Annotated in this window: 22 protein-coding genes; 10 read left to right on the top strand and 12 right to left on the bottom strand. The window is 65.3% G+C overall.

What is annotated here, in order from left to right:
- Positions 1-11 precede the first annotated feature (11 nt).
- The 4 genes from ACZ9H4_RS27110 (at position 12) to hutC (ACZ9H4_RS27095) (ending at position 4,174) form a co-directional block, all read left to right on the top strand.
- Positions 12-767, top strand: a complete 756-nt coding sequence (locus ACZ9H4_RS27110) for an ABC transporter permease (protein WP_476121749.1) — start codon at positions 12-14, stop codon at positions 765-767.
- A 47-nt stretch (positions 768-814) separates the two neighbouring features.
- A complete protein-coding gene (locus ACZ9H4_RS27105; protein ID WP_408154841.1) occupies positions 815-1,606 on the top strand; it encodes an ABC transporter ATP-binding protein in 792 nt (263 codons plus the stop codon).
- Positions 1,607-1,644: 38 nt separating this feature from the next.
- On the top strand, positions 1,645-3,294 hold the full coding sequence (locus ACZ9H4_RS27100) for an HAL/PAL/TAL family ammonia-lyase (RefSeq protein WP_476121747.1): 1,650 nt from the start codon (positions 1,645-1,647) through the stop codon (positions 3,292-3,294).
- A gap of 91 nt (positions 3,295-3,385) precedes the next feature.
- The gene (gene hutC, locus ACZ9H4_RS27095; protein ID WP_408146677.1) at positions 3,386-4,174 is read left to right on the top strand and encodes a histidine utilization repressor; all 789 of its coding nucleotides are present in this window, start codon (positions 3,386-3,388) and stop codon (positions 4,172-4,174) included.
- A gap of 39 nt (positions 4,175-4,213) precedes the next feature.
- Here hutC (ACZ9H4_RS27095) and hutC (ACZ9H4_RS27090) read toward each other — a convergent pair whose 3' ends face one another.
- The 5 genes from hutC (ACZ9H4_RS27090) to ACZ9H4_RS27070 all read right to left on the bottom strand — a co-directional run bounded on the left by hutC (ACZ9H4_RS27090) (position 4,214) and on the right by ACZ9H4_RS27070 (position 8,205).
- Positions 4,214-5,017, bottom strand: a complete 804-nt coding sequence (gene hutC / locus ACZ9H4_RS27090; protein WP_408154847.1) for a histidine utilization repressor — start codon at positions 5,015-5,017, stop codon at positions 4,214-4,216.
- 56 nt (positions 5,018-5,073) lie between these two features.
- Complete coding sequence (locus tag ACZ9H4_RS27085) at positions 5,074-5,943, bottom strand: amino acid ABC transporter ATP-binding protein (RefSeq protein ID WP_408146681.1); 870 nt, start codon at positions 5,941-5,943, stop codon at positions 5,074-5,076.
- Positions 5,944-5,956: 13 nt separating this feature from the next.
- Positions 5,957-6,619, bottom strand: coding sequence for an amino acid ABC transporter permease (locus ACZ9H4_RS27080; protein WP_408146683.1), 663 nt, complete (start codon positions 6,617-6,619; stop codon positions 5,957-5,959).
- Positions 6,620-6,643: 24 nt separating this feature from the next.
- A complete protein-coding gene (locus tag ACZ9H4_RS27075; protein ID WP_408146685.1) occupies positions 6,644-7,294 on the bottom strand; it encodes an amino acid ABC transporter permease in 651 nt (216 codons plus the stop codon).
- Positions 7,295-7,377: 83 nt separating this feature from the next.
- Entirely contained in the window at positions 7,378-8,205 is an 828-nt protein-coding gene (locus ACZ9H4_RS27070) for a transporter substrate-binding domain-containing protein (RefSeq protein ID WP_408146687.1), read from the bottom strand.
- Between the two features lie 287 nt (positions 8,206-8,492).
- On the opposite strand from ACZ9H4_RS27070, the gene ACZ9H4_RS27065 reads away from it, so the two are divergent.
- Positions 8,493-9,482, top strand: a complete 990-nt coding sequence (locus ACZ9H4_RS27065) for an isopenicillin N synthase family dioxygenase (protein ID WP_408146689.1) — start codon at positions 8,493-8,495, stop codon at positions 9,480-9,482.
- Positions 9,479-10,915: an FAD-binding oxidoreductase gene (locus tag ACZ9H4_RS27060; RefSeq protein ID WP_476121742.1), complete on the top strand. Its 1,437-nt coding sequence runs from the start codon at positions 9,479-9,481 to the stop codon at positions 10,913-10,915. The genes ACZ9H4_RS27065 and ACZ9H4_RS27060 overlap by 4 nt, the downstream gene beginning before the upstream one ends.
- A gap of 90 nt (positions 10,916-11,005) precedes the next feature.
- Here ACZ9H4_RS27060 and ACZ9H4_RS27055 read toward each other — a convergent pair whose 3' ends face one another.
- The 3 genes from ACZ9H4_RS27055 to ACZ9H4_RS27045 all read right to left on the bottom strand — a co-directional run bounded on the left by ACZ9H4_RS27055 (position 11,006) and on the right by ACZ9H4_RS27045 (position 16,372).
- Complete coding sequence (locus ACZ9H4_RS27055; RefSeq protein WP_476121740.1) at positions 11,006-11,788, bottom strand: substrate-binding domain-containing protein; 783 nt, start codon at positions 11,786-11,788, stop codon at positions 11,006-11,008.
- A 193-nt stretch (positions 11,789-11,981) separates the two neighbouring features.
- Positions 11,982-15,401, bottom strand: a complete 3,420-nt coding sequence (locus ACZ9H4_RS27050; protein ID WP_476121738.1) for an alpha/beta fold hydrolase — start codon at positions 15,399-15,401, stop codon at positions 11,982-11,984.
- Positions 15,402-15,580: 179 nt separating this feature from the next.
- A complete protein-coding gene (locus ACZ9H4_RS27045; RefSeq protein ID WP_476121736.1) occupies positions 15,581-16,372 on the bottom strand; it encodes a hypothetical protein in 792 nt (263 codons plus the stop codon).
- On the opposite strand from ACZ9H4_RS27045, the gene ACZ9H4_RS27040 reads away from it, so the two are divergent.
- Positions 16,371-16,511 (top strand): hypothetical protein, encoded by a 141-nt coding sequence (locus ACZ9H4_RS27040; RefSeq protein WP_408146697.1) that lies wholly within the window; start codon positions 16,371-16,373, stop codon positions 16,509-16,511. The genes ACZ9H4_RS27045 and ACZ9H4_RS27040 overlap by 2 nt on opposite strands.
- Before the next feature lie 248 nt (positions 16,512-16,759).
- The gene (locus ACZ9H4_RS27035; protein ID WP_408146699.1) at positions 16,760-18,679 is read left to right on the top strand and encodes an ATP-binding response regulator; all 1,920 of its coding nucleotides are present in this window, start codon (positions 16,760-16,762) and stop codon (positions 18,677-18,679) included.
- A gap of 27 nt (positions 18,680-18,706) precedes the next feature.
- Here the strand turns inward: ACZ9H4_RS27035 and ACZ9H4_RS27030 are convergent, their stop codons facing one another.
- From ACZ9H4_RS27030 to ACZ9H4_RS27015, 4 genes are all read right to left on the bottom strand, one after another.
- Positions 18,707-19,456, bottom strand: a complete 750-nt coding sequence (locus tag ACZ9H4_RS27030; protein WP_408146700.1) for a response regulator transcription factor — start codon at positions 19,454-19,456, stop codon at positions 18,707-18,709.
- A 328-nt stretch (positions 19,457-19,784) separates the two neighbouring features.
- Positions 19,785-19,985 (bottom strand): hypothetical protein, encoded by a 201-nt coding sequence (locus ACZ9H4_RS27025; RefSeq protein WP_408146702.1) that lies wholly within the window; start codon positions 19,983-19,985, stop codon positions 19,785-19,787.
- A complete protein-coding gene (cydB, locus tag ACZ9H4_RS27020) occupies positions 19,960-20,964 on the bottom strand; it encodes a cytochrome d ubiquinol oxidase subunit II (protein WP_408146704.1) in 1,005 nt (334 codons plus the stop codon). The genes ACZ9H4_RS27025 and cydB overlap by 26 nt, the downstream gene beginning before the upstream one ends.
- A gap of 35 nt (positions 20,965-20,999) precedes the next feature.
- Positions 21,000-22,412 carry a cytochrome ubiquinol oxidase subunit I gene (locus tag ACZ9H4_RS27015; RefSeq protein ID WP_408154982.1) on the bottom strand — a complete coding sequence of 471 codons (1,413 nt, stop codon included), beginning with the start codon at positions 22,410-22,412 and terminating at the stop codon, positions 21,000-21,002.
- 413 nt (positions 22,413-22,825) lie between these two features.
- On the opposite strand from ACZ9H4_RS27015, the gene ACZ9H4_RS27010 reads away from it, so the two are divergent.
- Complete coding sequence (locus ACZ9H4_RS27010) at positions 22,826-23,971, top strand: CaiB/BaiF CoA transferase family protein (protein ID WP_476121732.1); 1,146 nt, start codon at positions 22,826-22,828, stop codon at positions 23,969-23,971.
- Positions 23,972-24,158: 187 nt separating this feature from the next.
- On the top strand, positions 24,159-25,460 hold the full coding sequence (locus ACZ9H4_RS27005) for a CitMHS family transporter (protein ID WP_408154986.1): 1,302 nt from the start codon (positions 24,159-24,161) through the stop codon (positions 25,458-25,460).
- The last annotated feature ends 30 nt before the right edge of the window (positions 25,461-25,490 follow it).

Genomic DNA, 25,490 nt, shown 5'->3' with positions numbered 1-25,490 from the left:
GAGCGGCCACCATGCATTTCGATTTCGACTTTCTGCTCGACACGCTCAAGCAACTGCTCGCCGCGGTGCCGACCACGCTCGGGCTGTTCTTCTGCTCGCTGATACTCGGCGGTCTGCTGTCGCTCGTGATCGTGACGATGCGCGTCTCGCCGCACTGGCTGCCGAACCGCTTCGCACGCGCTTATATCCTCGTGTTTCGCGGCTCGCCGCTGCTGATCCAGATGTTCCTCGTCTACTACGGCATGGGCCAGTTCGGCGTGATTCGCGAGAGCTTCCTATGGCCGGTGTTGCGCGAGCCGTACCTGTGCGCGGTTTTATCACTCGCGCTGTGTACAGCGGGATACACCGCCGAGATCATTCGCGGCGGCCTGATGGCCGTGCCGGTCGGGCAGATCGAGGCGGGGCATGCGATCGGGCTGTCGGGCTTCGCGCTGCTGCGCCGCGTGATCGGTCCGATTGCCTTGCGCCAGTGTTTGCCCGCGTATTCGACCGAAGCCGTGCTGCTCGTCAAGTCGACCGCGCTCGCGAGCCTCGTCACGGTGTGGGAGGTGACCGGCGTCGCGCAGCAGATCATCCAGCAGAGCTATCGCACGACTGAAGTGTTCATCTGTGCGGCGCTGATCTATCTGTTTCTGAACTTCGTGATCGTGCGTGCGCTCGGGCTGCTCGAAACGCGTCTGTCGCGCCATTTGCGCGCGGCACCCGCGCAGCGCGCGCCGAACCGCCCGGTCTCGGGCTCCGCTGAAACACGCCGCGCCGCGTCCTGAATGACCGGCCCGTCTGGCTTGAATCTGGATTGAACCTGGAGAATTCCATGAACGCTACGGCACCCGTCGCACTGTCGGTCAAGAACATTCATAAATCGTTCGGCGAGCATCACGTGCTCAAAGGCATTTCGCTCGATGCGCACCAGGGCGACGTGATCTCGATTCTCGGCGCGAGCGGCTCGGGCAAGAGCACGTTCCTGCGCTGCCTGAACCTGCTCGAAACGCCCGACGACGGTTCGGTCGCGCTCGCCGGCGAAGAACTGAAGATGAAGCGCCGCAGCGACGGCAAGCTGCAACCGAGCGACCGCCGCCAGGTGGACCGTGTGCGCTCGCAACTCGGCATGGTGTTCCAGAACTTCAATCTCTGGTCGCACATGACGGTGCTGGAGAATCTGATCGAAGGGCCGATGCGTGTGCAAAAGCGTAGCCGCGCCGAGTCCGTCGAAGAGGCCGAGGCGTTGCTCGCCAAAGTCGGTCTCGCGGAAAAGCGCGGCCACTATCCGGCGCATCTGTCGGGTGGTCAGCAGCAGCGCGTCGCGATTGCACGCGCGCTCGCGATGCATCCGAAGGTGATGCTGTTCGACGAGCCCACTTCGGCGCTCGACCCCGAACTGGTGGGCGAAGTGCTGCGCGTGATGCGCTCGCTCGCCGAAGAGGGCCGCACGATGCTGGTCGTCACGCACGAGATGGGTTTCGCGCGTCATGTGTCGAACCGCGTGATGTTCCTGCATCAGGGGCAGGTGGAAGCGGACGGCACGCCGGACGAAGTGTTCGTCGAATGCAAGTCCGAGCGCTTCCGGCAATTCGTGTCTAGCCATCAGGACCGCAGCACTCACTGATCAGTATCACCAGGTAATTGACCGAGCAGAGCACTATCATGGCCGTGATCCGTTCCGAACGTCCTCTCGACTGGTCTCAGGTGGCGGCAGTCGCCGCCGGCGAGCCGCTCGAGCTTTGCAGCGATGCCCGCGCGCGCGTGATGGCGGCGCGTGTGCTCGTCGAGCAGATCGTCGCGCGCGGGATTCGCGCGTATGGCGTGAATACCGGTGTGGGCGCGCTGTGCGACGTGATCGTGTCGCCGGCCGAACAGCGCACGCTGTCGCGCAACATTCTGATGAGCCACGCGGTCGGCGTCGGCGCGCCGCTCGGGGCCGCCGAGACGCGCGCGATCATGGCCGCCGCCGTCAACAACTTCGCGCACGGGCATTCTGGAATTCGCCTCGAAGTCGCGGAGCAACTGGTGGCCTTGCTCAATGCCGATTGTTTGCCCGAGGTGCCAGCCTTCGGCTCGGTGGGCTATCTGAGTCACATGGCGCATATCGCCCTGGTCTGTATCGGCGAGGGGCATGTGCGTTATCGCGGCGAGCGGCTCAAGGGACGCGACGCGTTGCAATTGCTCGGCCTCGAACCGCTCGTGCTCGAAGCGAAGGAAGGGCTGAGCCTGATCAACGGCACGCCGTGCGTCACCGGCCTCGCGGCGCTGGCGATGGCGCGCGCCGCACGTCTGCTCGACTGGACCGACATGGTCGCCGCGATGAGCTTCGAGAATCTGCGCGGCCAGCTCGCGGCCTTCGATGAAGACTCGCTTGCGTTGCGTATTTCCGCCGGCCTCAATCTGGTCGGCGAGCGGATGCGCATCACGCTCGCCGACAGCGGCATTCTCGCGGCGGTGGTCGGTCAACGCACGCAAGACCCGCTGAGCATGCGGACCATCCCACACGTGCACGGCGCCGCGCGCGACGTGCTGGCCGCAACCGCCGACGTGGTCAATCGCGAACTCGCGTCGATCACCGACAACCCGATCGTCGCCGGCACGCCGGACGCACCGCGCGTCTATTCGCAGGCGCATGCGGTGGGCGCGTCGATCGCGCTGGCCATGGACAGCCTCGCCACCGCGATCGCCCAGGTCGCCGCGATGGCCGAGCGGCGCCTCGACCGTCTCGTCAATCCGCTGGTCAGCGGCTTGCCGGCGTTTCTCGCGGAGCCGGGCGGCACCTGTTCGGGATTCATGATCGCGCAGTACACGGCGGCCTCGCTGGTGGCGCAGAACCGGCGCCTCGCGATGCCCGCGAGCCTCGACGGCGGCATCACGTCGGGCCTGCAGGAGGATCACCTGTGCCACGCCACGCCGGCCGCGCTCAAGGCACTGGAAATCATCGACAACGCCGGGCGCATCGTCGCGATCGAATTGCTGGCGGCGGCGCAAGCCTACGATCTGCAAAGTATCGACGCGCCGCGCGCGCCGCACACCGAAGCGTTGCGGCAACGCGTGCGGCGCGTCGTGCCGACCTATCGCGACGACCGTCCGCTCGCGGACGACATGAGCGTCGCATTCCGGATGATCGCCGATGAGGCGCCGCCGCCGTTGCCGAACCCAGGTAACATTGGGCCTCGGCCGGCCACCTCCGTCGACGGCGCGCAGCAGTTCGCACGCGTCACGGTGACGAATCTGGCGGCCGCGGGCAACGTCCGGGCAGCCGCGAGCGCCGCGGTCAATGACGGGCAGGCCGCCGCCCACATGGCATGATGGACAACAATGCCGGTGAGCGGGCTGACCCGCCGGCGAACCGGCTACGGTGCACAACCCTGTACCACCGCGTACCACCCACGAGGTCGGAGTGAACACAACTACAAACGCACAAACCGCACCGAACGCACCCGCCGCGCCGGGCGCGCAAACGCAGAACCACGGTGAGCGCCACCGCGAGATACCGGTCAGGGCGATGCCTGCCTATGAGCAGATCAAGCGCTACGTGATCAAACGCATCAGCGAAGGCGACTGGAAGCCAAACGGGCTGATCCCATCGGAAATGGAGCTGGTCAAGGAGTTCGGCGTCGCGCGCATGACGGTGTCGCGCGCGCTGCGCGAGCTGACCGCCGAGCGCGTGCTGACACGCGTGCAAGGCTCCGGCACGTTCGTCGCGCCGCAGCGTTATGAATCGACGGTGCTGGAAATCCGCAATATCGCCGACGAGATCGCCGCGCGCGGCCATCGTCATGCGGCGCGCGTGCTGACGCTCGAACCGAGCGACGATCCGCAGGCGCTCGAAGCGCTCGGACTCGCGAGCGGGCCGGCGTTTCATTCGTGCATCGTGCACAGCGAGGAAGGCGAGCCGATCCAGTACGAGGACCGCTACGTCAATCCGAAAGTATTCCCCGAGTATTTGCAGCAGGACTTCACGGTCGAAACGCCGAATCACTACATGGTGCGGCTCGCGCCGATCCAGCGCGCGGAGTTTCGCATCTATGCGCAGAAGCCCGACGCCCATGTGCGCCGGCATCTGACGATGGATATCGGCGAGCCGTGCTTGCAGCTCTGGCGCCGCACGTGGGTCGGCGACGACGTGGCAACCTCGGTGCGCTTATGGCATCCGGCGTCGCGCTTTCATCTGGCGGGGAACGTCTAGCGCGTTTTACATCGGAGCATCAAGGCGGCGTGAGGGGCGTCAGCCCTGGCGCTGCGACATGTCCGGCGAAAAACGGCAACCCAGCCGATAGCGCGAGCCCGGATGCACGAAGCGCGCGAACGTCACCGCCACGCCGCCCGTCCACGTGCGGCGCATCAGCGTGAGGCAGGGCTCTTCCACGCGAATTTCCAGCAGCTCGGCTTCGGCGCGCGTCGGCAGCGCCGCGTCGACGACATGCTCGACGTCATGTGCGGGCACGATTTCGAGCAGATACTCCGACGGCCTGAGCGCCGAGAAATCCTGCTGCAGAAAGTCCGGCGCGATCGCCGGATTCACGTAGCGGTCTTCCAGCTGCACGGGCAGGCCGTTCTCCCGATGCACACAGGTCACATGAAACACCGAGGCGCCGGGCGCGAGTCCCAACGCGTTCGACACGCTCACCGACGCCGTCTCGCGTTGCGACAGCACCGTATCGCAACGGTATTCGTGACCGCGCGAGCGAATCTCATCGCCGATATGCGCGATCATCAGCAGCGTCGATTGCGGCTTGCTTTGCGCGACGAAGGTGCCGACGCCCGACACACGCGTGACGAGCCCCGCGTCGGCCAGTTCGCGCAGCGCGCGATTGACCGTCATACGCGACACGCCGAGTGTCGCGACGAGATCCAGTTCCGATGGCAAACGGTCGCCCGCCTGGCGCGCGCCCGATTCGATGATCTGGCGGATGTGGTGCTTGACCTGTTCGTAGCGCGCGGCCGGGATCTCGTCGGCGGCGCGCGCGGTTTTCAGCGCCGCGGCGGCGAGCGGCTTGTCGTGAGCCTTGCTGCGAACCGTGGAGGTCATCGGCGACGCTCGCTAGCGGTTGTGTGACGCGGGCACGGGCGACGGGCGGCGAGCGTTCATAGCGGCGGCGCGTCGTCGGCATCGCGCGTCCAGAATGCGTTGCGGTCGAAGTAGTTTTGCAGGAATTGCCGCAGACGCGGCTGCCCGGCATCGTGGAACACCTCACGCGGTTTGCCTTGCACGGCGATGCGCCCCTGGTCGATGAACATGACCTTGTCCGCGACCTGCGCGGCAAACCCCATTTCGTGCGTGACGACCGCCATCGTCATGCCGTCGCGTGCGAGCTGTTTCATCACTTGCAGCACTTCGCCGACCAGTTCCGGATCGAGCGCCGAGGTCGGCTCGTCGAACAGCATGATGTGCGGCTCCATCGCGAGCGCTCGCGCAATCGCCACCCGTTGCTGCTGGCCGCCGGAGAGCTTCGCCGGATACGCGTCGCCCTTGTGCGCGAGGCCCACTGTATCGAGCATCGCGTTGGCGCGGCGGCGTGCTTCGTCGCGCGACAGATGCCGCACGCGCAGCAAGGCTTCCATCACATTGCCGAGCGCGCTCATGTGCGGCCACAGATTGAACTGCTGAAACACCATGCCGACATTGCGCCGCACGCGATTGATTTCGCCCTGCGACGCGCGCACCCGTTTGCCGTTGCGCTCGCTATAGCCGAGCAGTTCGCCTTCGATGCGCACGTCGCCCTGATCGTACGTTTCGAGTGCGGCGAGGCAGCGCAACAGCGTGCTCTTGCCCGAGCCCGACGGGCCGATGATGCACACCACTTCGGAGCGCGCGATCTGCAGATCGACGCCGCGCAGCACCTCGACATCGCCGAAGCGTTTGCGCAGATCGCGTACTTCGATCAGCGGTGCGCCGGGCGGCGTGGCCACGCCGGCGGCGGAGGCGGAGGAGGGCATGTCGGCGATGGCGTTCATAAGGGCTCCGGTTTCATGCGATGAAGCGTGCGATGCGGGTCTCGGCCCACATGCCCGCGCGCGAGGTCAGCTCGACCAGCGCGAGGTAGCACACGCACAGCACCAGCAGCGTTTCGACGAAAGCAAAGGTGGCCGAGCCGATGCCGGTCAGCACAAAGGTCAGCTCCGGCACGGTGACGATGGACAGCACCGCGGTCTCCTTGCTCAGCACGATGATCAGATTGGTCAGCGCGGGCACGATCAGCACCAGCATCTGCGGCACCTGGATGCGCAGCACGGCTTGCCAGCGCGTGAGGCCGAGACACGACGCCGCTTCGAGGTGTCCCGGCGGCACGGACTGGAAGCCGGAGCGGAATGCTTCGGCGAAATACGCGCTGCCGTAGAGGCCGAGGCCGAGCACGCCGGCCGTCATCGGTTCGAGCGTGAGGCCGATGGACGGGCCGCCGTAGTACAGCAGAAACAGCTGCACGAGAAACGGCGTGCCGCGAAACAGTTCGATATAGATGCGCAGGACGCCGCGCACCCAGCGTCCGCAGAACAGTTGCAGCACGGCGATCAGAAAGCCGATGACGAGGCCGATCGCGACGCCCGCGGCCCAGGTGCCGAGCGTCGTCGCGAGACCGGCGGCGATCGGCTGCAGGTTGTGCGTGATGACGGTGGGGTCGAGCGTTTGCATGGCGTGGGTGGCGTGGGCGCGAAATCAGGCGTGCTGCAAACGATATTCGGCGGTATGCGCGACGAGCGCGAGCGCACCGCAGATCACAAAGTAGATCAGCCCGGCCGCGAGATACGCTTCCAGCGGCCGGTACGTGCTGGCGGCGATGTTCTGCGCGGTGCGCGTCAACTCGGCTACGCCGACCACCGAGATCAACGACGAAGCCTTGATCAGCAGCACCATTTCATTGACGAGCGACGGCAGCGTGAGACGAAATGCCTGCGGCACGAGGATGCGCCGCAGCATGTCGAACGGCGAGAGCCCGAGCATACGCGCGGCTTCGAGATGACCCGGCGGAATGCTGAGAAAGCCGCCGCGCAATATCTCGGCGATATATGACGCGGAACATAGCGACACCGCGCTGATTGCCGCGACGACCGGCGACACGTTGATGCCCGCGAACGGCAGCAGGTAGTACACGAGCAGCAACTGCACCAGCATCGGCACGCCGCGAAAGAAGAACACGTAAGCGCCGCCGGCCATGCGCGCCGCGCGCTTCGGCGAGAGCCGCGCCGCGCACACGCCGATCGCCACGAAGAAGCCGATCACGAGCCCCGTCAGCGAAATGCCGATGGTGGCGAGCGCCGCGTGCAGCAGCAATGGCAAGCCCTGAACGAAGACGGTCGTGCTGAACATAGGCGGAGCACTCGCTGGAACGATGGAGGGCGATGCGTCGCATCGAGGCGCGCATCGCGTGCGTCAGAGGCCGCGTGAGACGGTCAATAGTTCGGAACGGGCATCGTGGTCGGCGCGTCCATCGCGACGCCGAACCATTTCTTCTGCAAGGCCGCGAGGCGCCCGTCGTTGTGCATCTTCACGAGCGCGGCGTTGAACGCGTCGGCGAGCGGCTTGCTGTCCGCGTCCTTGCGCAACGCGTAAGCGAAGTACACTTTCGCGCCGAACGGCGGCTGCACGACGGCGAACGTCTCCGGTCGCTGCTTGGCCACGTAGGCGATATTGGTCATCGAGTTCGCGACCGCCGCGATGCGGCCGGCGGCGAGATCGGCATAAGCCTGATTGTTGTCGACGTATTCGCGGATTTCAGGCGGCTTCGGCAACGTGGCCACGTAGGCCTTCAACTGATCGAGCTGCGCCGAGCCCTTGCCCGCGCCGACCGTCTTGCCCGCGATATCCGCCGATTGCTTGAGCGATGCATCGTTCGCGCGTTTGAGCAGCGCGTCGGTGGCGTCCGCGACCGGCAGCGTGTACGTGTAGCGCTCCGTGCGCGCCTTCGTGACCGTCAGCGGACCGCCCACCATGTCGAACTTGCCCGCTTCGAGACCCGGCAGCACGCTCGGCCAGGGCAGGTCGATGAAGCGCACCTTCACGCCCATTTCCTTGCCGACCTCGGCGAACAGGTCCTTGTTGAAGCCCGCTTGCTGGCCGTTTTCGAGGAAGTCGAACGGCGCGAACTGCATCTCGGTGCCGACCACCAGTTCGCCGGCTTTCTTCACTTTGGCGAGCTGATCTTCCGCGTGTGCGGCGACGCTTGCCGCGCACAACGCCACCATGACCAGACGACACTTCCAGCCTGCAAGGATACTCATGGGATTCTCCGGTTGGCAAAGCGGTGTCGCGCGAAAGCAGTGCGTTCGACGGGTTCGGCGCGAGTCATGCGAGGCAGTATATACCGCGTTTTTCGCGTAAAACAAATAAACGTTCTGCTAGAGAAAAGCCCTTATATGAACGGACGAAATGCAGCTTGCGAGTACGCTTTTGGCGGTATATACAACGGCAATGCAGTGAGCGCGCGAACGCTTTGGCGCGCTCACTGCGCGGCGCTTCGTGCGCGTGTTTCGTCCGTCGATTCAACCGCCCTTCAGGGAGCAACACGATGCCCGTCACCCGCATTCCGATCATCGATTTCGCCGGCGTGCGCGCGGGCGACCCGCAGGCCTTGCAGCGAGTCGCGGCGCAAATCCGTGAAGCGTGTACGACGATCGGCTTCTTCTACATCGTTAATCACGGCGTGCCGCAAGCGTCGATCGATGCCGCCGCCGACGCGGCGCGCCGGTTCTTCGCATTCCCCCCGGAGACCAAGCGGCGCGCGGCCGTCAATCATCGGCATCGCGGCTTCAACGCGCTCGGCGATGCCACCATGTATCAGGCGAAACGGCCCGACTATAAAGAGTTTTTCAGCATCGGCCTGGAGTTGCCCGAAGACGATCCCGACGTACTCGCGGGCCAGGCGCTGCGCGGGCCGAACAATTGGCCGGACTTCATGCCGGAGCTGCGTCCCGCGCTGTATGGCTACTATGAGGCCGTAGCGGCGTGCGGCGCCGATCTGCTGCGCGCGGTGGCGCTCAGCCTCGGCGTCGACGAAAATTTCTTCGCGCCGCGTTATACGAAACGGATGCAGCGCACGCAGATGGTCTACTATCCGCCGCAGCCTCCCCAGTCGGACGACGATCAGTTCGGTGTTGCGCCGCATACCGACTATGGCTGCATCACGTTGCTGTGGCAGGATCAGGTAGGCGGCCTGCAGGTACGCGAGATCGCCAACGACACCTGGGTGGAGGCGCCGCCGGTGGAGGGCAGCTTCGTCGTGAACGTCGGCGATCTGCTTGCGCGCTGGACCAACGACCGCTTTCGCTCCACGCTGCATCGCGTGATCAATGCGTCGGGGCGCGAGCGCTATTCGATCGCAACGTTCTATGATCCGACCTACGGCGCGACGGTCGATCCGCGCGAGCTTGGGGCGAGCGACGCCGAACTCAAATATCAGCCTGTCGCCGCGGGCGACTATATCCTCGGGCGCATCAACGATTCGATGGGCTACCGGAAGAAACACGCTGTTCAAGGAACGCAAGGAACCCCTGCATGACAGATCACGGCAGCGCGCATGGCGCAACGTATGAAGACACTCGCGGCGCCGGGTCGCTCACATCGACACTCGACGCGTTACGCGCGGCACTGGGCGACGACTCGGTGCGCGTCGGCGAACAGATCGGCGAACGCGCGCTGACCGACTGGACGCGTCACGACCCGACGCGTCCCGCCGCGCTGCTATTGCCGCGCACCACCGAAGAGGTCTCGCGCGCGCTCGCCATCTGTCACGCGGCGCATCAGCCGGTGGTGCCGCAAGGCGGCATGACCGGCCTCGCGGGCGGGGCGATTGCGCGGGCTACGGATATCGCGCTGTCGCTCGAACGGTTGAGCGGCATTGAAGAGATCGACACCGCATCGGCCACGCTAACCTTGCGCGCGGGCACCACGTTGCAGGCCGCGCAGGAAGCCGCCGCCGACGCCGGCTTCGAACTCGCGCTCGATCTCGGCGCACGCGGCTCATGCCAGATCGGCGGCAATCTCGCGACCAACGCGGGCGGCAATCGTGTGATCCAGTCGGGCACCGCGCGCGATCAGGTGCTCGGTCTCGAAGTCGTGCTCGCCAATGGCGACGTGCTGACGTCGCTCGGCAAGATGGTCAAGAACAACACCGGCTACGATCTGAAGCACTGGTTCATCGGCTCGGAAGGCACGCTCGGGGTGATCACGCGCGCGGTGTTGCGGCTGCATCCGCAGCGCGCGGCGCGTCATACGGCGCTCGTCGCGCTCGACCATTACGACGCCGCCGTGAACCTGCTGCGCCGTTTGTCGATGCGCTTCGGCAACGACATCGGTGCGTTCGAGATCATGTGGCCGGACTTCTACGATTTCGGCGTGAAGCTGACCGGCGCGCGTTCGCCGTTCGCCGACGCGCATCCACTCTATGCGCTGATCGAGCACGCGAGCTTCGATGCGAGCGACGACGGCGAACGCTTCTCCGCCGCACTGACCGAAGCGCTTGATGCGGGTGCGATCCGCGACGCGGTGATCGCGCAATCGGTGGCCGACGTGCGCGCACTGTGGGCGATTCGCGAATGCACCGCTGAGTTTCCGGTGCGCCTCGACGCGATCAACTTCGACGTGAGCCTGCCGATCGGCGAGATTGGCGCGTTCGTCGAGCGTTGCCGCGCGGCGCTCGATCGACGCTGGCCCGGCAACGCGTCGTATTTCTTCGGGCATATCGGCGATTCGAATCTGCATGTGACCGTCGACGGCCATTCGATCGCCGGTGTCGATCACCATGCGGTCTACGCGTTCGTCTACGAGATGCTCGGGCCGTTGCACGGCTCGGTGTCGGCGGAACACGGCATCGGTTTGCTCAAGCGCGAGTTTCTGCCGATCTCGCGGTCGCCGGCGGAGTTGGCGGCGATGGCCGCAATCAAGCATGCACTGGACCCGCATGGCATTCTGAATCCGGGGAAGCTGTTCTGAGCGCGGGGGCCTGGTTGACCAGAGAGGCAGGACAGCGCACGGCGCGTTCCGGACACGCCCGAGGCTGCCCGGCACACGCCGCGTGAATCGTCAATGCGTGCTGACGGAGTCGAGTCCGGTCGAGCGGACGGTGGCCTGCGCAGCCGGCGAGGCGAGATAGTCGAGCAACGCTTTCGCTTCCTTCGGGTGCTGCGCGCCGACAGGAATGCCCGCCGCGTATCGCGTAACCGATTGCACCGACTCCGGGATCTTGCCGACGAACGTGGCGCCCTGTACCGGCAGCAATTCGCTGACCTGCTGGAAGCCCACTTCGTAGTCGCCGCTGGCGACGACCGACGCGACCGGGATCTTCGGCACCATCGTCGCCTTGGCCTTCACCTGATCTTCGATACCGAGGCGCTTGAACAACTCGCGCTGGATATACACGCCGCTCGCGCTGTCCGAGTAAGCGATCGATTTCGCGTGCAGCAAGGTCTCTTTCAACGCGTCGACCGAACCGATGTCCGGTTTCGGCGCACCGGTGCGCACGGCCATGCCGATGCGCGAATCCGCGAGCTCGACGCGCGAGCCGGGAATCACCTTGCCTTGTTTGATCAGATCGTCGAGCGCGTAACCGACCATGATGACCACGTCCGCAGCTTCGCCGCGTTCGAGCCGATTGGGAATGGCTTCGGGCGCTTTGCCCATCGACGGCCCGAGGATGGTGTCGAGCGTATTGCCGGTCGACGCCGCGAACTGCGGGCCGAGCAGCTTGCAGGCGGCGGTGAACCCGCCGGAACTCATGACGCGAAGCTCCGCCGCCTGCACGTTCGGGGCGGCGACCGCGCTGCCTAGCAGCCCGGCGGTCAACATGGACAGTAAGAAGATTTTCATCGGAACAGGTAGGGTGGTGCGAAGGTGGTGAAAGCGGAATGAAACGCGGCGCGCATCCTGCGGCGGCTGATGCCGCGCAGGATGAACCATACCTGAATGGAAGCAGCAGGAGAACCCGTGCACGGCGATCAGGCGGCGTGCAGGAACGGAACAGGCAGGGTCGATGCGGCGAAGACACTTCGCCCGATCGCCGTCAATGCGCGTCGAGATACCGCGCAATCACCGGATAAACATCCACCGACGCGTTCTTGCCGAAGATGCAGTCGATATGCCCATAACCCGCAATCAGATGCCGCTCGTAGGGCTGTTCGGGAAAGTGCTTCACGAGCATATCGAAAGTGAGCTCAGTGCTTTGCGGCAGATAGGTTTCGTTTCTGTCGCCATGGATGAAGCCGATCGGCAGGCGCATGCCCGCGAGCCCCTTCATGCCGTCGGTGCCCGTGAGGTAGACATCCTTGCCGTCGGCATCGACGACCTTGCCCGCGCGCACCATCGTCGCCAGATGTTTGAAGACCTCGACGTCATGCACGCCGAGCAATTCCTGCAGATTCGCATGCAGTGTCTCGTTGAGTTTTTCATGCTCGTAGAGCAGGCCGTACAGGAAGGTCGCGCGATGGCAGATCGGGTTGCCGCAGCCTTCGTCGTGATCGATCGGGTAAAGCCGCAGCGCTTCGTCGAGCAGATTCCCGGGCCACGTGTCGTCCTGCGTGTACGCAGTGAGATCGCGCACCTTCAGATACTGCATGATGTCGGGGATATGCAGGCCGGCCTTGATCTTCTGCAACGTGCCGGGCACCGGATGCGTCGATACCTGCGAGATGACCGCCGAGCGCACGCCTTCGAGTCCGGACAGCAGCGACATGCTCAACGCGAGGCCGCCGAGGCAATGGCCGACCGCCTGTATCTGTTGCGCGCCGGTCAGCTCGCGGATCTTCGCGACGGCGGCGGGGATATCCTCGCAAGCCACCTTGTCGACATTGGTCGGCACCAGCACGCTCGGCATCTCGATGCTGACGCGCAGATCGACGAGCCACACGTCGTAGCCGGCCGCGCAAAGATACTCGACCATGTTGGTCGCGATCAGATCGGTCGAATAGATGCGGCTCGACACGCCCGAGCCGTGAATCAGCAGCACCGGACGCGCCGTTTTACGCGCGGGATCGACATAGCGCGTGAGCCGCAGGGTCGTGCCGTCGGGTGTATCGAAGAAAAAGATCTGCGGCGCCGGCGCGCGCAGCGCCCGTTTCAGACGCGGGGTCGTCTTCGGGTCGAAGTATTGCAACGGCCCGGCCACGCCGCCGTATTCGGTGAACAGCACGCCCGCGAAGAACTTGCCGAACTGCAGCGTCCATTCGAGGCGGGTCTCCAGATCGGGCGCGTGGGTCACTTCGAGCGTGCGTTGCTGCTTGAGGAAGTTCTCCGGCGTGATGATCAACGTGGCTTTGCCGATCACCGGCGCGTCGGCTTGCGGCGCGTCGCGAAGCTCGGCATGGAGCGTGTTGGTCTGCTCCCACAGATTGACCGGCGACGTGCGTGTGATGATCTTCTGACCGGCGAGGTAGTACGTTTTTCCGTCTGCGGCGTTGAGCGTCATGCGATAGTTCATGTCGCGCTCGTCCACGTCCGAACTGTCGACGACGAACAGGTTGAACGTACCGTCCGTGATCGTCATCGGTTGTGCCGAGAGCGCGGGGCAGGTCAGCGTGCCGGCGGTGCGGGCGAGATGCTGCGGATTGCCAAGCATATCGGCGAGGTCGTCCGATTCGACAGTCAGCGTGAACTCAATCGGACTCGTGGCGGGCTCGCCTGTGAGGCCGGGGCCGTTCGGCGTGTATGTGCCGACCATCGTTTCCGTGAAGCGCAGGCCGATTTTTTCGGCAGGCGGCGTCGCCGCGCTGCCCTTGGACTGATAGTCGATCGACCAGCCGTGCGCGGCCGCGAGCAGTGCGCAATTGCGTTCGGCGAGCGCGGAGATGGTCAGAAGCGGATTGACGCCGAGCGACATCGGCATCACCGCGCCGTCCATCACATACAGGCCGTCATGCACCGCATTGCCCGCCGTGCCGCTGAACACGCGGCCCAGGTGATCGACCACCCCACGTTCGGCGTCCTCGCCCATGCCGCAGCCGCCGAGCGGATGTACGGTGACGGTCCGGTTGCCGACGATCTCCGTGGAAATCGGATTGCGCAGGTACTTGCCGCCGAGCGGCACGGTCGCCTGTTTCAGCGCGTCTTCGATCGTTTGAAAGATCGGCTGGCGGCCCGCGTTGTCCCATGCGATGCGCGCGCGGCCCCGGTTGTCGATGCCGATCTGGCCGCTCTCGTCGTCGTGCGCCATCACCAGGTAGCTTTGCGTATGGTGGAGCGCGCCGTGATACGGGCCACGCAGCAGGCTCCCGATCACGCGCGCGTCGTAGGCGAGCCGCTCATGCAGCGAGCGCGGTCCGCCCACGTCCACGCCTTCGAGCGGCGCAGCTGCGCCGAGCATGCCGACGAGCGCCGCGCCGAGCGGCCCGGCGAGCGAGCCTTCCTCGATCACGTAGCCGTCTTTCACGTTCGCGGTGTTGCGATGGTCGATCAGGCCTGTGATGGTCGGCCCGACCGGCGCAATCTCGCCTTCTTCGTGCGAGCCCCAGCCGACGCCGTTGATCGGATCGTCGGTGTTGTAGGCGAAGGCGAGCACGTCGCCGTTGCCGGTGAAGTGCCGGCCGAGCATGTCCGAGCTGCTCAGCCCTTCCTTGCGCGAGCGCAGCAGCAGCGCCGTCGAACCGATCGTGCCGGCCGCCACGATGACGATGTCGGCGCTCACGAACAGATCGGGCGCGTCGTAGTTTTCGCGTCCGAGCGCGACGAGCTGGAAGCCGACCTTCCATTTCTGGGGGCCGGTCTCGCGCGTCACCGCATGCACCGCGGCGCCCGTGAAGATCTGCGCGCCGTGCGCGACCGCATCGGGCAGATAGTTCATGTGCGTCGAGTTCTTCGCTTCGTAGTTGCAACCCGAATTGCAATCGCCGCAACCCACGCAAGCTTTCTGATCGACGCCCGCGGCGTTCGCCCCTGTTGTGAAGGTCACGGTGATCGGCGGGCGGCTGAAGCGGTCGGCCATGCCGAGCGCCTGGGCCGATTTCTCGAGCGCCTGCAATTTCGGCAGCGTGGGAAAGGTGGCGGGCACCGGCGACGGTTGCAGCATCGCGCGGGCCAATGAATAGCCGTGATCGCGGCCCGTCTTGTCGGCGCGCAGCGCGGCCGGCCAGCGCGGATCGTCCCACAGGCGCGGGTCGGCTTCGAGCGCGACGTTCGCGTTGATCAGCGAGGTGCCGCCCAGACCGCAGCCGACCACCGCGTTCACGTCTTCGTTGACGTGCACTTCGAGCAGCGCGAGCGGCGAGCCGATTTGCGCGGCGGCGGTGTTGTACTGGATCTGCGTGGCGCCCTGAAACGGCGTGCGCGGAAATTCGCCGGCCATGAATTCGCGCCCGCGTTCGAGCACGCACACGCTGCGGCCCGCGCGTGCCATGCGGCTCGCGGCAATCGCGCCGCCGTAGCCCGAACCTACCACGACCACGTCGTAATGGCCTTTCAGCGCCGTCGGCGCGCTCGATAAGCGGTTCATCAGGACCACCTCGTCTGGAATCGAATGCGGGGAAGGGGACGCCGGACTTCGGAAGGAAGACGGTGCGCGGCCGCGGCTTTTTTATCGTAGGTCGTGCGGGGCGACAAAAAAAGCGCGGAGTGCGCAATGCGCGATGTCAAGGGCGCGTCGCGTGCTGCCAACGCCGCGCCCCGTCTCTGTTATGCGGCCACTTCATTCAATTCGCTGTCGCTCGATTCGGCGGCAAGCAGATTCAGCGCGAGCAGAATGACCGCGCGGTTGTCGATGTCGATGGCGATCCCCAGCACGTCGGTGAGCCAGCGGCCGATCTTGGTATTGGAAAAATCTTCGGCGCCGGCCGTCTTTTTCATCGTGACGCCGAGTTTGACGGCGCGATAGTGATAGGAGGGCACCCGATGCTGAGCCGCGACGGCCGACAGGCCGCCTTTGCCTTCCGAGCACCAGCCGAGGCTGCCGGCCAGCACGATGCGCTCGGGCTCGTCGAGACCGTCGATGAACTCGCGCGCGGCGAGCCGCACGCGCTGTTCGTCGAGGCCGTATTGCAGCAGCACGCTTTCCACCGGGTCTTCGAGCGCATGGGCGCGCAGATCGATTTCCTGCGCCATGCCTTCGGTTTCCATCGACACGTTGCGTTGATGGCCCGCGCTGCGCAGACAGTCGATCAGATAGCGGCGGAAATACGCGCACACCGCGTAGCCGTTCGACGGCGCGCTGTCGGCGCAGGCATGGGTCTCGGTGTGGCCCGGCGCGAGCCGCAGTACTTTCGCGTAGATGAACTGCGCGACCAGCTCTTCCTTGTCCTCGCCGAGCGCCTGCAATTCCAGCGGGTGATAGGTGCGCAGCGCCCGCTTGACCAGCTCGACCATCGACACCATTTCGTCCGCGGACAGGCAGGTGCGCCGACGCCACAGATCGGGCAGGATCGCATCGTCGAGATTGCGGACGAACTCGTAGCTCGGAACTGCGCCCATGAAAACCTCCGTCAGGGGTAAGGCGAAGAGCGCGGTGAGCCTTGGCTGCGGGCCGGCGGGTGAAGCGTGGAGCGTTGAAGCCGCGCTGGAATGTGAGTTCAGTATGGTTCGCGGCAACTGCTTCGCCTATATGGATTAAGTGGTAGCTGATGGGTAAACTGCCGGGTAAACCTTCTGACGAGAAACCTGCCATTCGTCTGACGAGAGGGCGCTGCGCAGCAGCGGACAATCGCCCCGCGCAACCGCCGCACCGTGTTGCACGACCCTGCCGTGCCCGCAGCGCTCCTGCGGCGCGCCACGCCCGGCCTGTACCGCTGCGGCTGCCCGCGGCGCCAGGCTTGCGCGCCCCTTCACCGAAGTTGCCGTGCCCGACAAGGAGACCGCGCAATGCGGGCCGACCCGATCCAGCGTGCCATCGACGAAGACCTGGTGCGCGTGCTGTACGCGCAAGACCCGATCGCTTTCTTTTCGCACTGGTTTTCGATCGCGGTGCTGGTGGCGATCTATTGGCCGAGAATTCCGTCGCCGTCGCTGTTCGTCGCGTGTTTCGGTTTTTATGCGGCGGCCAATTGCGGCGGCCTCGCGCTGTGGATTCTCAATCGACGTTATCCGCAGTTTTTCTCGCCGCGCGACTGGATCTACCTGCACGCGTTGCGCGGCGTGTTGCTGTACAGCGCGCCCGGCCTCGCGGTGTGGTTCGCGTTCCAGGTCCCGCAGAGCGATTTGCCCTTGCTGCACACGGTCCTGCTCGTGACGCTGGCGGCCGGCGTGTTCATGTCGAACGGTTTCGACCTGCTGAACTTCTCGACCGCGATTCCGTTCCTGCTGTTTCCGTCGATCGTGCTGCACTTCGGCTCGCATACGTTCGACCGCACGATACTCGCGATCGTCCTCGCGTTTTTCTTCTGTGCGATCAACGTCTACGCGATGAGCTATCGCAAGCTGTTCCGCCAGGTCGTGCAGGCGCGGGTCGATCAGCAGTACCTGGCGGAATCGCTGGCAGCGCAGAAACACGTTGCCGAAGAGGCGAGCCTCGCGAAGACGCGCTTTTTCGCGGCCGCGAGCCACGATCTGCGCCAGCCGCTGCACGCGATCGGACTGCTGGCGGCGTCGCTCAACGACACCACGGCGACGCCCGCGCAGCACGCGAAAACCGCTGAGCACATCGTCTACAACGTCGAGGCCTTGAATCAGCTCTTCAATCAGGTGCTCGATCTCGCGCGGCTCGAAAGCGGCGTGACCCAGGTGATCCGGCTGCACTTCCGGCTCTCCGAATTATTCGAACGGGTGGGTAGCCAGTACCGTCCGCAGGCCGCGGCGAAAGGGCTCGCGCTGCGCATCGCGCCGACCACGATGGTCGTGTACGACGATCCGGTGCTGCTCGAGCGCGTGCTGAGCAATCTGCTGTCGAACGCGGTGCGTTATACCGAGGACGGCGCGATCTGGCTCGGCTTTCGCCGCGCGGGGCGGCCGACGGGCGGTTATATCGAAGTGCGCGATTCGGGTATCGGCATTCCGGCCGACGAGCACGAGCGCATTTTCGAAGAGTTCTATCAGGTCGCGAATCCACAGCGCGACGCGCGCCAGGGCCACGGCCTTGGCTTGCCGACGGTGAAGCGGCTGGTCGGGATGCTCGGCGGCGAGTTGCAACTGCGTTCCGCGCCCGGACGCGGGTCCGTGTTCCGCTTTCCGGTTCAGGCGGGCGACGCCGGCGGCATTGTCGCGAGCCTGAACGAAGCGGTGGCGGGCGGTCCGTCGGCGCAAGGGCGGCGCGTGCTGTGTATCGACGATGAACCGTCGATCCTCGAAGGGCTCGCGAGTCTGCTGGGGCGCTGGGGTTGCGACGTGCTCGGCGCGCGCGACGAGGCCGAGGCGCTCGCGGCGCTCGCCGGCGGTTTCGTGCCGGACGCGGTGCTGTGCGATTACCAGCTCGCGCATCACCGCACCGGCGCGCAGGCGCTGACGGCGGTGCGCGCTGTGCTCGCGCGCGCGGGGCACGAGAACGTGGTGACCTTGCTGATCACGGGTGATATGGCCTCGGCGGAACTGGCGGCGCTCGCGTTGCAGGGCATTCCGGTGCTGCATAAGCCGGTGACGCCCGCGCGTTTGCGGCGCACGCTGGAAATGCTGTGGCAGCAGGCGGAGCTGGATCGGGGACGGGTGGCGGCGACGCCCACGTTGCGCGAGGGTGGAGCGGGTGGCGATGCGGGCGTGGCGCGGGGCGCGGCAGGAGATGCGGCGGGTGATTCATCGCGCGGCGCCGCCGGCGGCTCGCAGACGCGCTCCGAGAGCGAACCGCAGAAGTAGGAACGGCAGGGTGGGCCAGCGTCCGGCCTACAAAGTCTTCCCCGCCTCCAGCCAGCCGTTGATCACCGCAATCGCGGTCGACCGGTTGTGCACGCCGAGCGCCCGGAAAATCACCGACAGATGCACCTTGACCGTCCCCTCGGCGACCCCCAGGTCGCGGGCGATCATCTTGTTGGTCCAGCCGCGATGCACGAGCCGCATGATGTCCTGCTGACGCGGCGACAGGTTTTCCAGCAGATGCTGCTGATGCGGCTGCAAGGCCGGCACCTGGGTAATCGGCTCGGTCAGCGTGGCGCCGCCCTGACCGGACGCCGGTTGTGCAGCGGATTGCGCGATCGACCCGGCGCCTGCCGCCGCCCCTTGCGCATCACGCGAGCCGAGCAGGCTGAGCGCTTCCATCGGCACATAAGCGCCGCCCGACAGCACGAGTTCGATCGCCTTGAGCATGACGCTCGCGGGCTGCCGCTTCGGCACGAACCCGAGCGCGCCCGCGGCCAGCACCGCGCGCATTTCGTCCGGCGATTCCTCGGCGGACAGCACGACCACCGGCAGCGCCGGATTCGCCTTCAGCAGCACTTCGAGCGACGACGCGCCGGTCATGCCCGGCATATGCAGATCGACGATCGCCAGATCGTGATCGGCGTCGGGCCGCGCGGCGGTGGCGAGGGTTTCCCAGCTATCGGCTTCGTCGAACTGGGCGTCGGGATCGAAACCGCGCAGCATGCCCTTGACGCCTTGCCGGATCAGTTCATGGTCGTCGGCCACAAGAAACTTCATGATGTCTCCGCGAGTCGGGCCTGCCCGTTGTGGACTACCGCCGTAGTGGGGTCTCGTTTTACTTCTGTCCTCGTGAACCGCATCATGGCCGGCTACCCCGCGTTTCCTGCGCCGATCGGTGGCGCGGCGCGCCTTCCGGCTGGCCGCGCTGGTGGCGCGTTATGAGTACTCGCCGGCTGGTTCGATGCGCCACGTGATGTGTAAGGCAGGTCTCCCGCGCATAGGTTCCGGCTTGCTACGTAGACGAGCCGCGCGAGCCTTTTTTGAAGCTCTCCGCGCAAGATCGAACAGGTTATGCGCGGAGGATGAAAACGCGTGCCGGCCGCGTCTATTTGACTGCAAATAGCGTCGCATTCATCAGCAGTTTGAAGGCGAAACCGAGCGACATCGCCGAGGCCACGCCGAAGCACCACAGCGCGATGAACCACAGCCAGCCGGGCAGTTTGCGCCGCCGCGGCGGGGAGCCGGCAAGCGCCTCGTTCGAACTGTTCGAGCCGTTGTGCTTAGTGATAGTGATGTTGGTCGTCATGGCGCACCTTGCCCCGGAATACCCAGTAACCCATCGTCGTATAGGCGATGATGATCGGCAGAATCACCGCCGCGCCGACCAGCGTGAAGGTCTGGCTCGAGCGCGGCGCGGCCGCTTCCCACAGCGTCATGCTCGACGGAATCGCATACGGCCACAGGCTCACCAGCAGCCCCGCGTAGCCGAGCAGCACGAGCAGCAGCGCGAGCACGAACGGCGTAGTGTGATGCCGCGCACGCACCGCGCGATGCATGAGGAACGCGCAGACCGCTACGAGAAACGGCACCGGCAACAGGCGATAGAAGAGGTTGTCGTGGAACCAGCGCTGCGCGATCGTCGGGTCCTGCAGCGGCGTCCACAGGCTGACCATCGCGATGAAGCCGAGCAGCACCAGCGTGAGCGGCCATACCACGCGATGCAGCCGTCGTTGCAGATCGCCTTCGGTCTTCGCCACCAGCCAGCAGCAGCCGAGCAGCGCATACGTGACCACGAGCCCGAGGCCCGTGAGCAGGCTGAACGGCGTGAGCCAGCCGAATGCGTCGCCGGCATAGCCGCCGTCGATCACCGGAATACCCTGGAGGAACGCGCCCAGCACGATGCCCTGGAAGAACGTTGCGCCCGCCGAGCCGCCGATGAACGCGAGATCCCACAGATGCTTCGTGCGATTGGCCTTGGCGCGAATCTCGAACGACACGCCGCGAAAGATCAGGCACACCAGCATGAAGATCAGCGGCAGATACAGCGCGGACAGCACGGTCGAATACACCACCGGAAACACCGCGAACAGCGCGGCGCCGCCGAGCACGAGCCAGGTCTCGTTGCCGTCCCAGACCGGCGCAACGGTGTTCATCATCAGGTCGCGCTCCTTCTCGTCTGGGAAGAACGGGAACACGATGCCGATGCCCAGATCGAAGCCGTCCAGCACGACGTACATGAAAAGGCCCAACGCGATGATCGCGGCCCACACGACGGTTACATCCATTTTCTTTCTCGCAAGTGGTTGGGTGACGATGGGGCTTACGCGGCGTCGATCATCTGATCGGCGGCGGACAGCGGGCGGCGCGCGGTCTGATTCGGCTCCTGGCGCGGCACGCCGTGCGGCGTGTGTCCCGGCAACGCCGGACCCGAGCGCATCAGTTTGAGCATGTAGTAGATGCCGGTGCCGAACACGAGGAAGTAGACCACCACGAAGGCCATCAACGAGATGCCTACCTGCTGCGCGGTCAGCGGCGACACGGCTTGCGACGTGCGCATCACGCCGTACACGACCCACGGCTGGCGGCCCGCTTCGGTGGTGACCCAGCCGGCCAGCAGCGTGATGAACCCGGTCGGCCCCATCGCGACGGCAAAGCGCTGGAACCACGTCGATTCGAACAGACGTCCGCGGCGGCGCAGCACCCAGGCGGCGAGCGACATCACGATCATCAGCACGCCGAGCCCGGCCATGATGCGAAAGCTCCAGAACACCACCGTCGAGTTCGGACGATCCTGCGGCGGGAATTCCTTGAGGCCGCGAATTTCGCCGTCCCAGCTATGCGTGAGGATCAGGCTGCCCAGGTGCGGAATCGACACCGCGTAGCGCGTCGTCTCCGCCTTCATGTCGGGAATGCCGAACAGGTTCAGCGCGGTGCCGCCTTTCTCGGTCTCCCACAGGCCTTCGATCGCGGCGATCTTCGCCGGCTGATATTCGCGCGTGTTCAGGCCGTGCTGATCGCCGACGAATGCCTGGATCGGCGTGAGGATCAACAGCAGCCACAGCGCCATCGAGAACATTTTCTTCACGGCCGGATCGCGCCGTCCGCGCAGCAGATGCCATGCGCCCACGGCCGCCACCACCAGCCCCGCGACGATGAACGCCGCGAGCGCCATATGCGCGAGCCGGTACGGGAACGACGGATTGAAGATGATCTTGAACCAGTCGAGCGGCACGACGTGGCCGTTCACGACTTCGAAGCCTTGCGGCGTTTGCATCCAGCTATTGGAGGCGAGAATCCAGAAGGTCGAGATCAGCGTGCCGATGGCGACCATCAGCGTGGCGCCGAAGTGCGCACGCGGACTCACGCGTTGCCAGCCGAACAGCATGATGCCGAGAAAGCCCGCTTCGAGAAAGAACGCGGTCATCACTTCGTACATCAGCAACGGCCCGGTGACAGGGCCCGCGAAACTGGAGAAGCCCGACCAGTTGGTGCCGAACTGATAGCTCATCACGACGCCGGAGACGACGCCCATGCCGAAGGCCACTGCGAAGATCTTTGACCAGAAGAGGCAAAGATCTTTGTAGTACGCCTTGCCGGTCTTCAGCCAGCGCCATTCGAGGACGGCGATGAAACTGGCGAGGCCGATGCTGAGCGCCGGAAACACGATGTGAAAAGAGACGGTGAACGCGAATTGAATGCGGGCGAGATCGAATGCCGATATTGCGGAGTTCATGAGCGTGTTGTGCGTGATGGCCGCGGGAGCGGACTACGCGCGTCGACCGGTGTCGGTGCGCACTGCGGCTGGCAGATGGCGCAAGAGTAGGGGATAGGGAACAATTTTGCTGCGCCGCGACGTGCGTCAAAAAACCGCCTTGTTTTAAGCCGTTTTTATGTTTTTTGGCGGCAAACCTTTGATGAGTATCAAGTTTTCCTGATTGTCTTCGTGTGCGAATTCTGCGTGCGCGCGCCGTAACTGCGTCAATAGACCGCGCTGCAGCAATGCACCCCGTCACCTTTGCGCGCGCGGCTCGGCCCTGGTGTTTGCCCGCGAGCCGCTTGACTTCGATATTTCCTGGGCATAAAGTTTTATTCATACACAGGAATTAAAGGCCGCTGCTACTTCAGCCGGCCAACAGGAGACAAGCCTTGCTCAATCTCACGCCAGGTTCGCTCGCGGGCCTTCGCATCGTCGATCTGTCACGCGTACTGGGTGGCCCGTATTGCACGCAGATCCTTGCCGACCACGGTGCCGACGTGATCAAGGTCGAGCCGCCCAACGGCGACGAACCCCGCACCTGGGGCCCGCCGTTCGACGGCGACACGGCGTCGTACTTCCTCGGCGTGAACCGCAACAAGCGGGGTGTGGCGCTCGATCTGACGCAGGAAAGCGAGCGCACGAAGCTGCTGCATCTGCTCGACAGCGCCGATGTGCTGGTCGAAAACTTCAAGATCGGCACGCTGGAGCGCTGGGGGCTCGGCTACGACGCCTTGCAGGCGCGGTTTCCGCGGCTCGTGCATTGCCGCGTGTCGGGCTTCGGCGCGGACGGCCCGCTCGGCGCATTGCCGGGCTACGACGCGGCGGTGCAGGCTCTCACCGGGATGATGAGCGTGAACGGTGAAGCGGGCGGTGCGCCGTTGCGCATCGGCGTGCCGATCGTCGACCTGGTCACGGGCCTGAACGCGGCGCTCGGCATCCTGATGGCGCTGCGCGAACGCGAGACGAGTGGGCGCGGCCAGTTCGTCGAATCGACGCTGTTCGATAGCGCGTTGTCGATTCTGCATCCGCATACGCCGAACTGGTTTTACTCGGGCAACGAACCACAGCGCAGCGGTAACGCGCATCCGAACATCACGCCGTACGACATGTTCCATACGGGCAGCGTCGATATTTTTCTGGCGGTCGGCAACAACGCGCAGTTTGCGCAACTGTGTGCGGTGATCGACGCGCCGTCTCTGCCCGCCGATGCGCGCTTCGCCAGCAACCGGGAGCGCAGCGCGCATCGCCGCGAATTGCGCGCGCAACTGGAAGCGCGCTTTGCCCAATGGGAGGGCGAACTGCTCGCCGACACGCTGATCCGGTGCGGCGTGCCGTGCGCGCCGGTGCTCGGCCTCGGCGCGGCGCTGGAGCATCCGCACACGGCGCATCGCGCGATGCGGGTCGAACTGGGCTCGTACCAAGGCATTGCGTCGCCGATCAAGCTGAGCCGTACGCCTGCCACCTATCGCAGCGCGCCGCCTGCGCTGAACGAGCACGCCGGGCAGGTGTTCGGCACGCCGCCGGCGGACGGCTGACGCCGCCGTCTGTTTGAGCCTGCCTGGAGCGGCTTGCGCTTCACAGGCTTTCCCTCTCGCTACAACACAGCGCGGCGCCATGCCGCGAAGGAGACAGCATGTGCATGAATCGCGCAGGACGGCGCTCGCCGGCAGCTTTCGCAGCACCCGCCGATGACAAAATCGGCCGCACGCAAGGAGCCTTCCGATGCTCGCGCTGATTGGCACGGTCGCGATCGTCGCGTTGTTCGGGTTGATCATCACGAAGCGCCTCTCGCCGCTCGTCGCGCTGATCGTCGTACCGATCGTGGCCGCGCTCGTGGCAGGCTTCGGGCTCACGACGGGCAAGTACATCGTGCACGGGGTGCAGAATATCGGCCCGGTGGCGGGCATGTTCGTATTTGCGATTCTGTTCTTCGGCATCCTGACGGATGCGGGCATGCTCGATCCGATCATCAATGGCGTGCTGCGGGTGGTGGGCTGTCATCCGACGCGCATCGTGATGGGCTCCGCCTTGCTCGCGCTGCTGATTCACCTCGACGGCTCCGGCGCGGTGACCTTCCTCGTGACGCTGCCGGCGATGCTGCCGCTGTACACGCGCCTCGGCATCGACAAGCGGATTCTCGCGTGCGTCACGTCGATGGCCGCAGGCGTGAATTTCCTGCCGTGGGTGGGGCCGATGCTGCGCGCGTCGGCCGCGCTGCACATCCCCGGCACGGTGATTTTCTATCCGATGATTCCGGTGCAGATCGTCGGCCTGATCTTCGTGTTCGGCACCGCGTATATGCTCGGCAAGCGTGAAGAGAAGCGTCTCGGCCTCGACCGTGCGAGTGCCGCGTCGGTCGCGGTGACGCCGCGCGAGTTGAGCGCGGCGGAGCAGGCGTTGCGCCGCCCCGGCCGTTTCTGGATCAACATCGTCTTGACGCTGGTCGTGCTGGTCACGCTGGTGTGGGGCATCGTCGATCCGATGGTGATGTTCATGCTCGGCACGGTCGCGGCGTTGATCATCAACTATCCGGACGTCAGGCAGCAGCGCGAGCGCATCGACGCGCACGCCAAGGCCGCGCTGATGATGGCGAGCGTGCTGCTCGCGGCGGGCGCGTTCACCGGCATCATGTCCGGCACCGGCATGCTCACGGCGATGGCGCAGGTGATGGTGCAGCACGTGCCGGTCGAGCATGCGCGCCATATGCCGTTCGTGCTCGGGCTCGTGTCGATGCCGCTCAGCCTGCTGTTCGATCCCGACTCGTTTTATTTCGGCATCCTGCCGGTTCTCGCGGAAAGCGGCAAGCTGCTCGGCGTGCCGCCGATCCAGATGGCACAAGCCGCCTTGCTCGGGCAGATGACGACCGGTTTTCCGGTCAGCCCGCTGACGCCCGCGACGTTTCTGATCGTCGGGCTGACCGGCGTCGAACTCGCCGAACACCAGAAATTCACGATCCCGTTTCTTTTCGCCGCCACCGTCATCATGGTTTTGACCGCGGTGCTGGTCAGCGTATTTCCGTTATGAGCGCGCAGCGTCGCGTGCCGCGTGCGCTGT

The organism is Paraburkholderia sp. TE9906, from assembly GCF_056279605.1.
Note: the sequence above shows the minus strand (reverse complement) of the source record. Positions and strands in the feature narration are given on the sequence as shown.

What these genes read in the sequence shown, in the direction of transcription:
- ACZ9H4_RS27110 (WP_476121749.1), top strand. Translation starts at nt 12, where the DNA reads ATGCATTTCGATTTCGACTTTCTGCTCGACACGCTCAAGCAACTGCTC.
- ACZ9H4_RS27105 (WP_408154841.1), top strand. Translation starts at nt 815, where the DNA reads ATGAACGCTACGGCACCCGTCGCACTGTCGGTCAAGAACATTCATAAA.
- ACZ9H4_RS27100 (WP_476121747.1), top strand. Translation starts at nt 1,645, where the DNA reads ATGGCCGTGATCCGTTCCGAACGTCCTCTCGACTGGTCTCAGGTGGCG.
- hutC (WP_408154847.1), bottom strand. Translation starts at nt 5,017, where the DNA reads ATGACCTCCACGGTTCGCAGCAAGGCTCACGACAAGCCGCTCGCCGCC.
- ACZ9H4_RS27085 (WP_408146681.1), bottom strand. Translation starts at nt 5,943, where the DNA reads ATGAACGCCATCGCCGACATGCCCTCCTCCGCCTCCGCCGCCGGCGTG.
- ACZ9H4_RS27080 (WP_408146683.1), bottom strand. Translation starts at nt 6,619, where the DNA reads ATGCAAACGCTCGACCCCACCGTCATCACGCACAACCTGCAGCCGATC.
- ACZ9H4_RS27075 (WP_408146685.1), bottom strand. Translation starts at nt 7,294, where the DNA reads ATGTTCAGCACGACCGTCTTCGTTCAGGGCTTGCCATTGCTGCTGCAC.
- ACZ9H4_RS27070 (WP_408146687.1), bottom strand. Translation starts at nt 8,205, where the DNA reads ATGAGTATCCTTGCAGGCTGGAAGTGTCGTCTGGTCATGGTGGCGTTG.
- ACZ9H4_RS27065 (WP_408146689.1), top strand. Translation starts at nt 8,493, where the DNA reads ATGCCCGTCACCCGCATTCCGATCATCGATTTCGCCGGCGTGCGCGCG.
- ACZ9H4_RS27060 (WP_476121742.1), top strand. Translation starts at nt 9,479, where the DNA reads ATGACAGATCACGGCAGCGCGCATGGCGCAACGTATGAAGACACTCGC.
- ACZ9H4_RS27055 (WP_476121740.1), bottom strand. Translation starts at nt 11,788, where the DNA reads ATGAAAATCTTCTTACTGTCCATGTTGACCGCCGGGCTGCTAGGCAGC.
- ACZ9H4_RS27050 (WP_476121738.1), bottom strand. Translation starts at nt 15,401, where the DNA reads ATGAACCGCTTATCGAGCGCGCCGACGGCGCTGAAAGGCCATTACGAC.
- ACZ9H4_RS27040 (WP_408146697.1), top strand. Translation starts at nt 16,371, where the DNA reads ATGAAAACCTCCGTCAGGGGTAAGGCGAAGAGCGCGGTGAGCCTTGGC.
- ACZ9H4_RS27045 (WP_476121736.1), bottom strand. Translation starts at nt 16,372, where the DNA reads ATGGGCGCAGTTCCGAGCTACGAGTTCGTCCGCAATCTCGACGATGCG.
- ACZ9H4_RS27035 (WP_408146699.1), top strand. Translation starts at nt 16,760, where the DNA reads ATGCGGGCCGACCCGATCCAGCGTGCCATCGACGAAGACCTGGTGCGC.
- ACZ9H4_RS27030 (WP_408146700.1), bottom strand. Translation starts at nt 19,456, where the DNA reads ATGAAGTTTCTTGTGGCCGACGACCATGAACTGATCCGGCAAGGCGTC.
- ACZ9H4_RS27025 (WP_408146702.1), bottom strand. Translation starts at nt 19,985, where the DNA reads ATGACGACCAACATCACTATCACTAAGCACAACGGCTCGAACAGTTCG.
- cydB (WP_408146704.1), bottom strand. Translation starts at nt 20,964, where the DNA reads ATGGATGTAACCGTCGTGTGGGCCGCGATCATCGCGTTGGGCCTTTTC.
- ACZ9H4_RS27015 (WP_408154982.1), bottom strand. Translation starts at nt 22,412, where the DNA reads ATGAACTCCGCAATATCGGCATTCGATCTCGCCCGCATTCAATTCGCG.
- ACZ9H4_RS27005 (WP_408154986.1), top strand. Translation starts at nt 24,159, where the DNA reads ATGCTCGCGCTGATTGGCACGGTCGCGATCGTCGCGTTGTTCGGGTTG.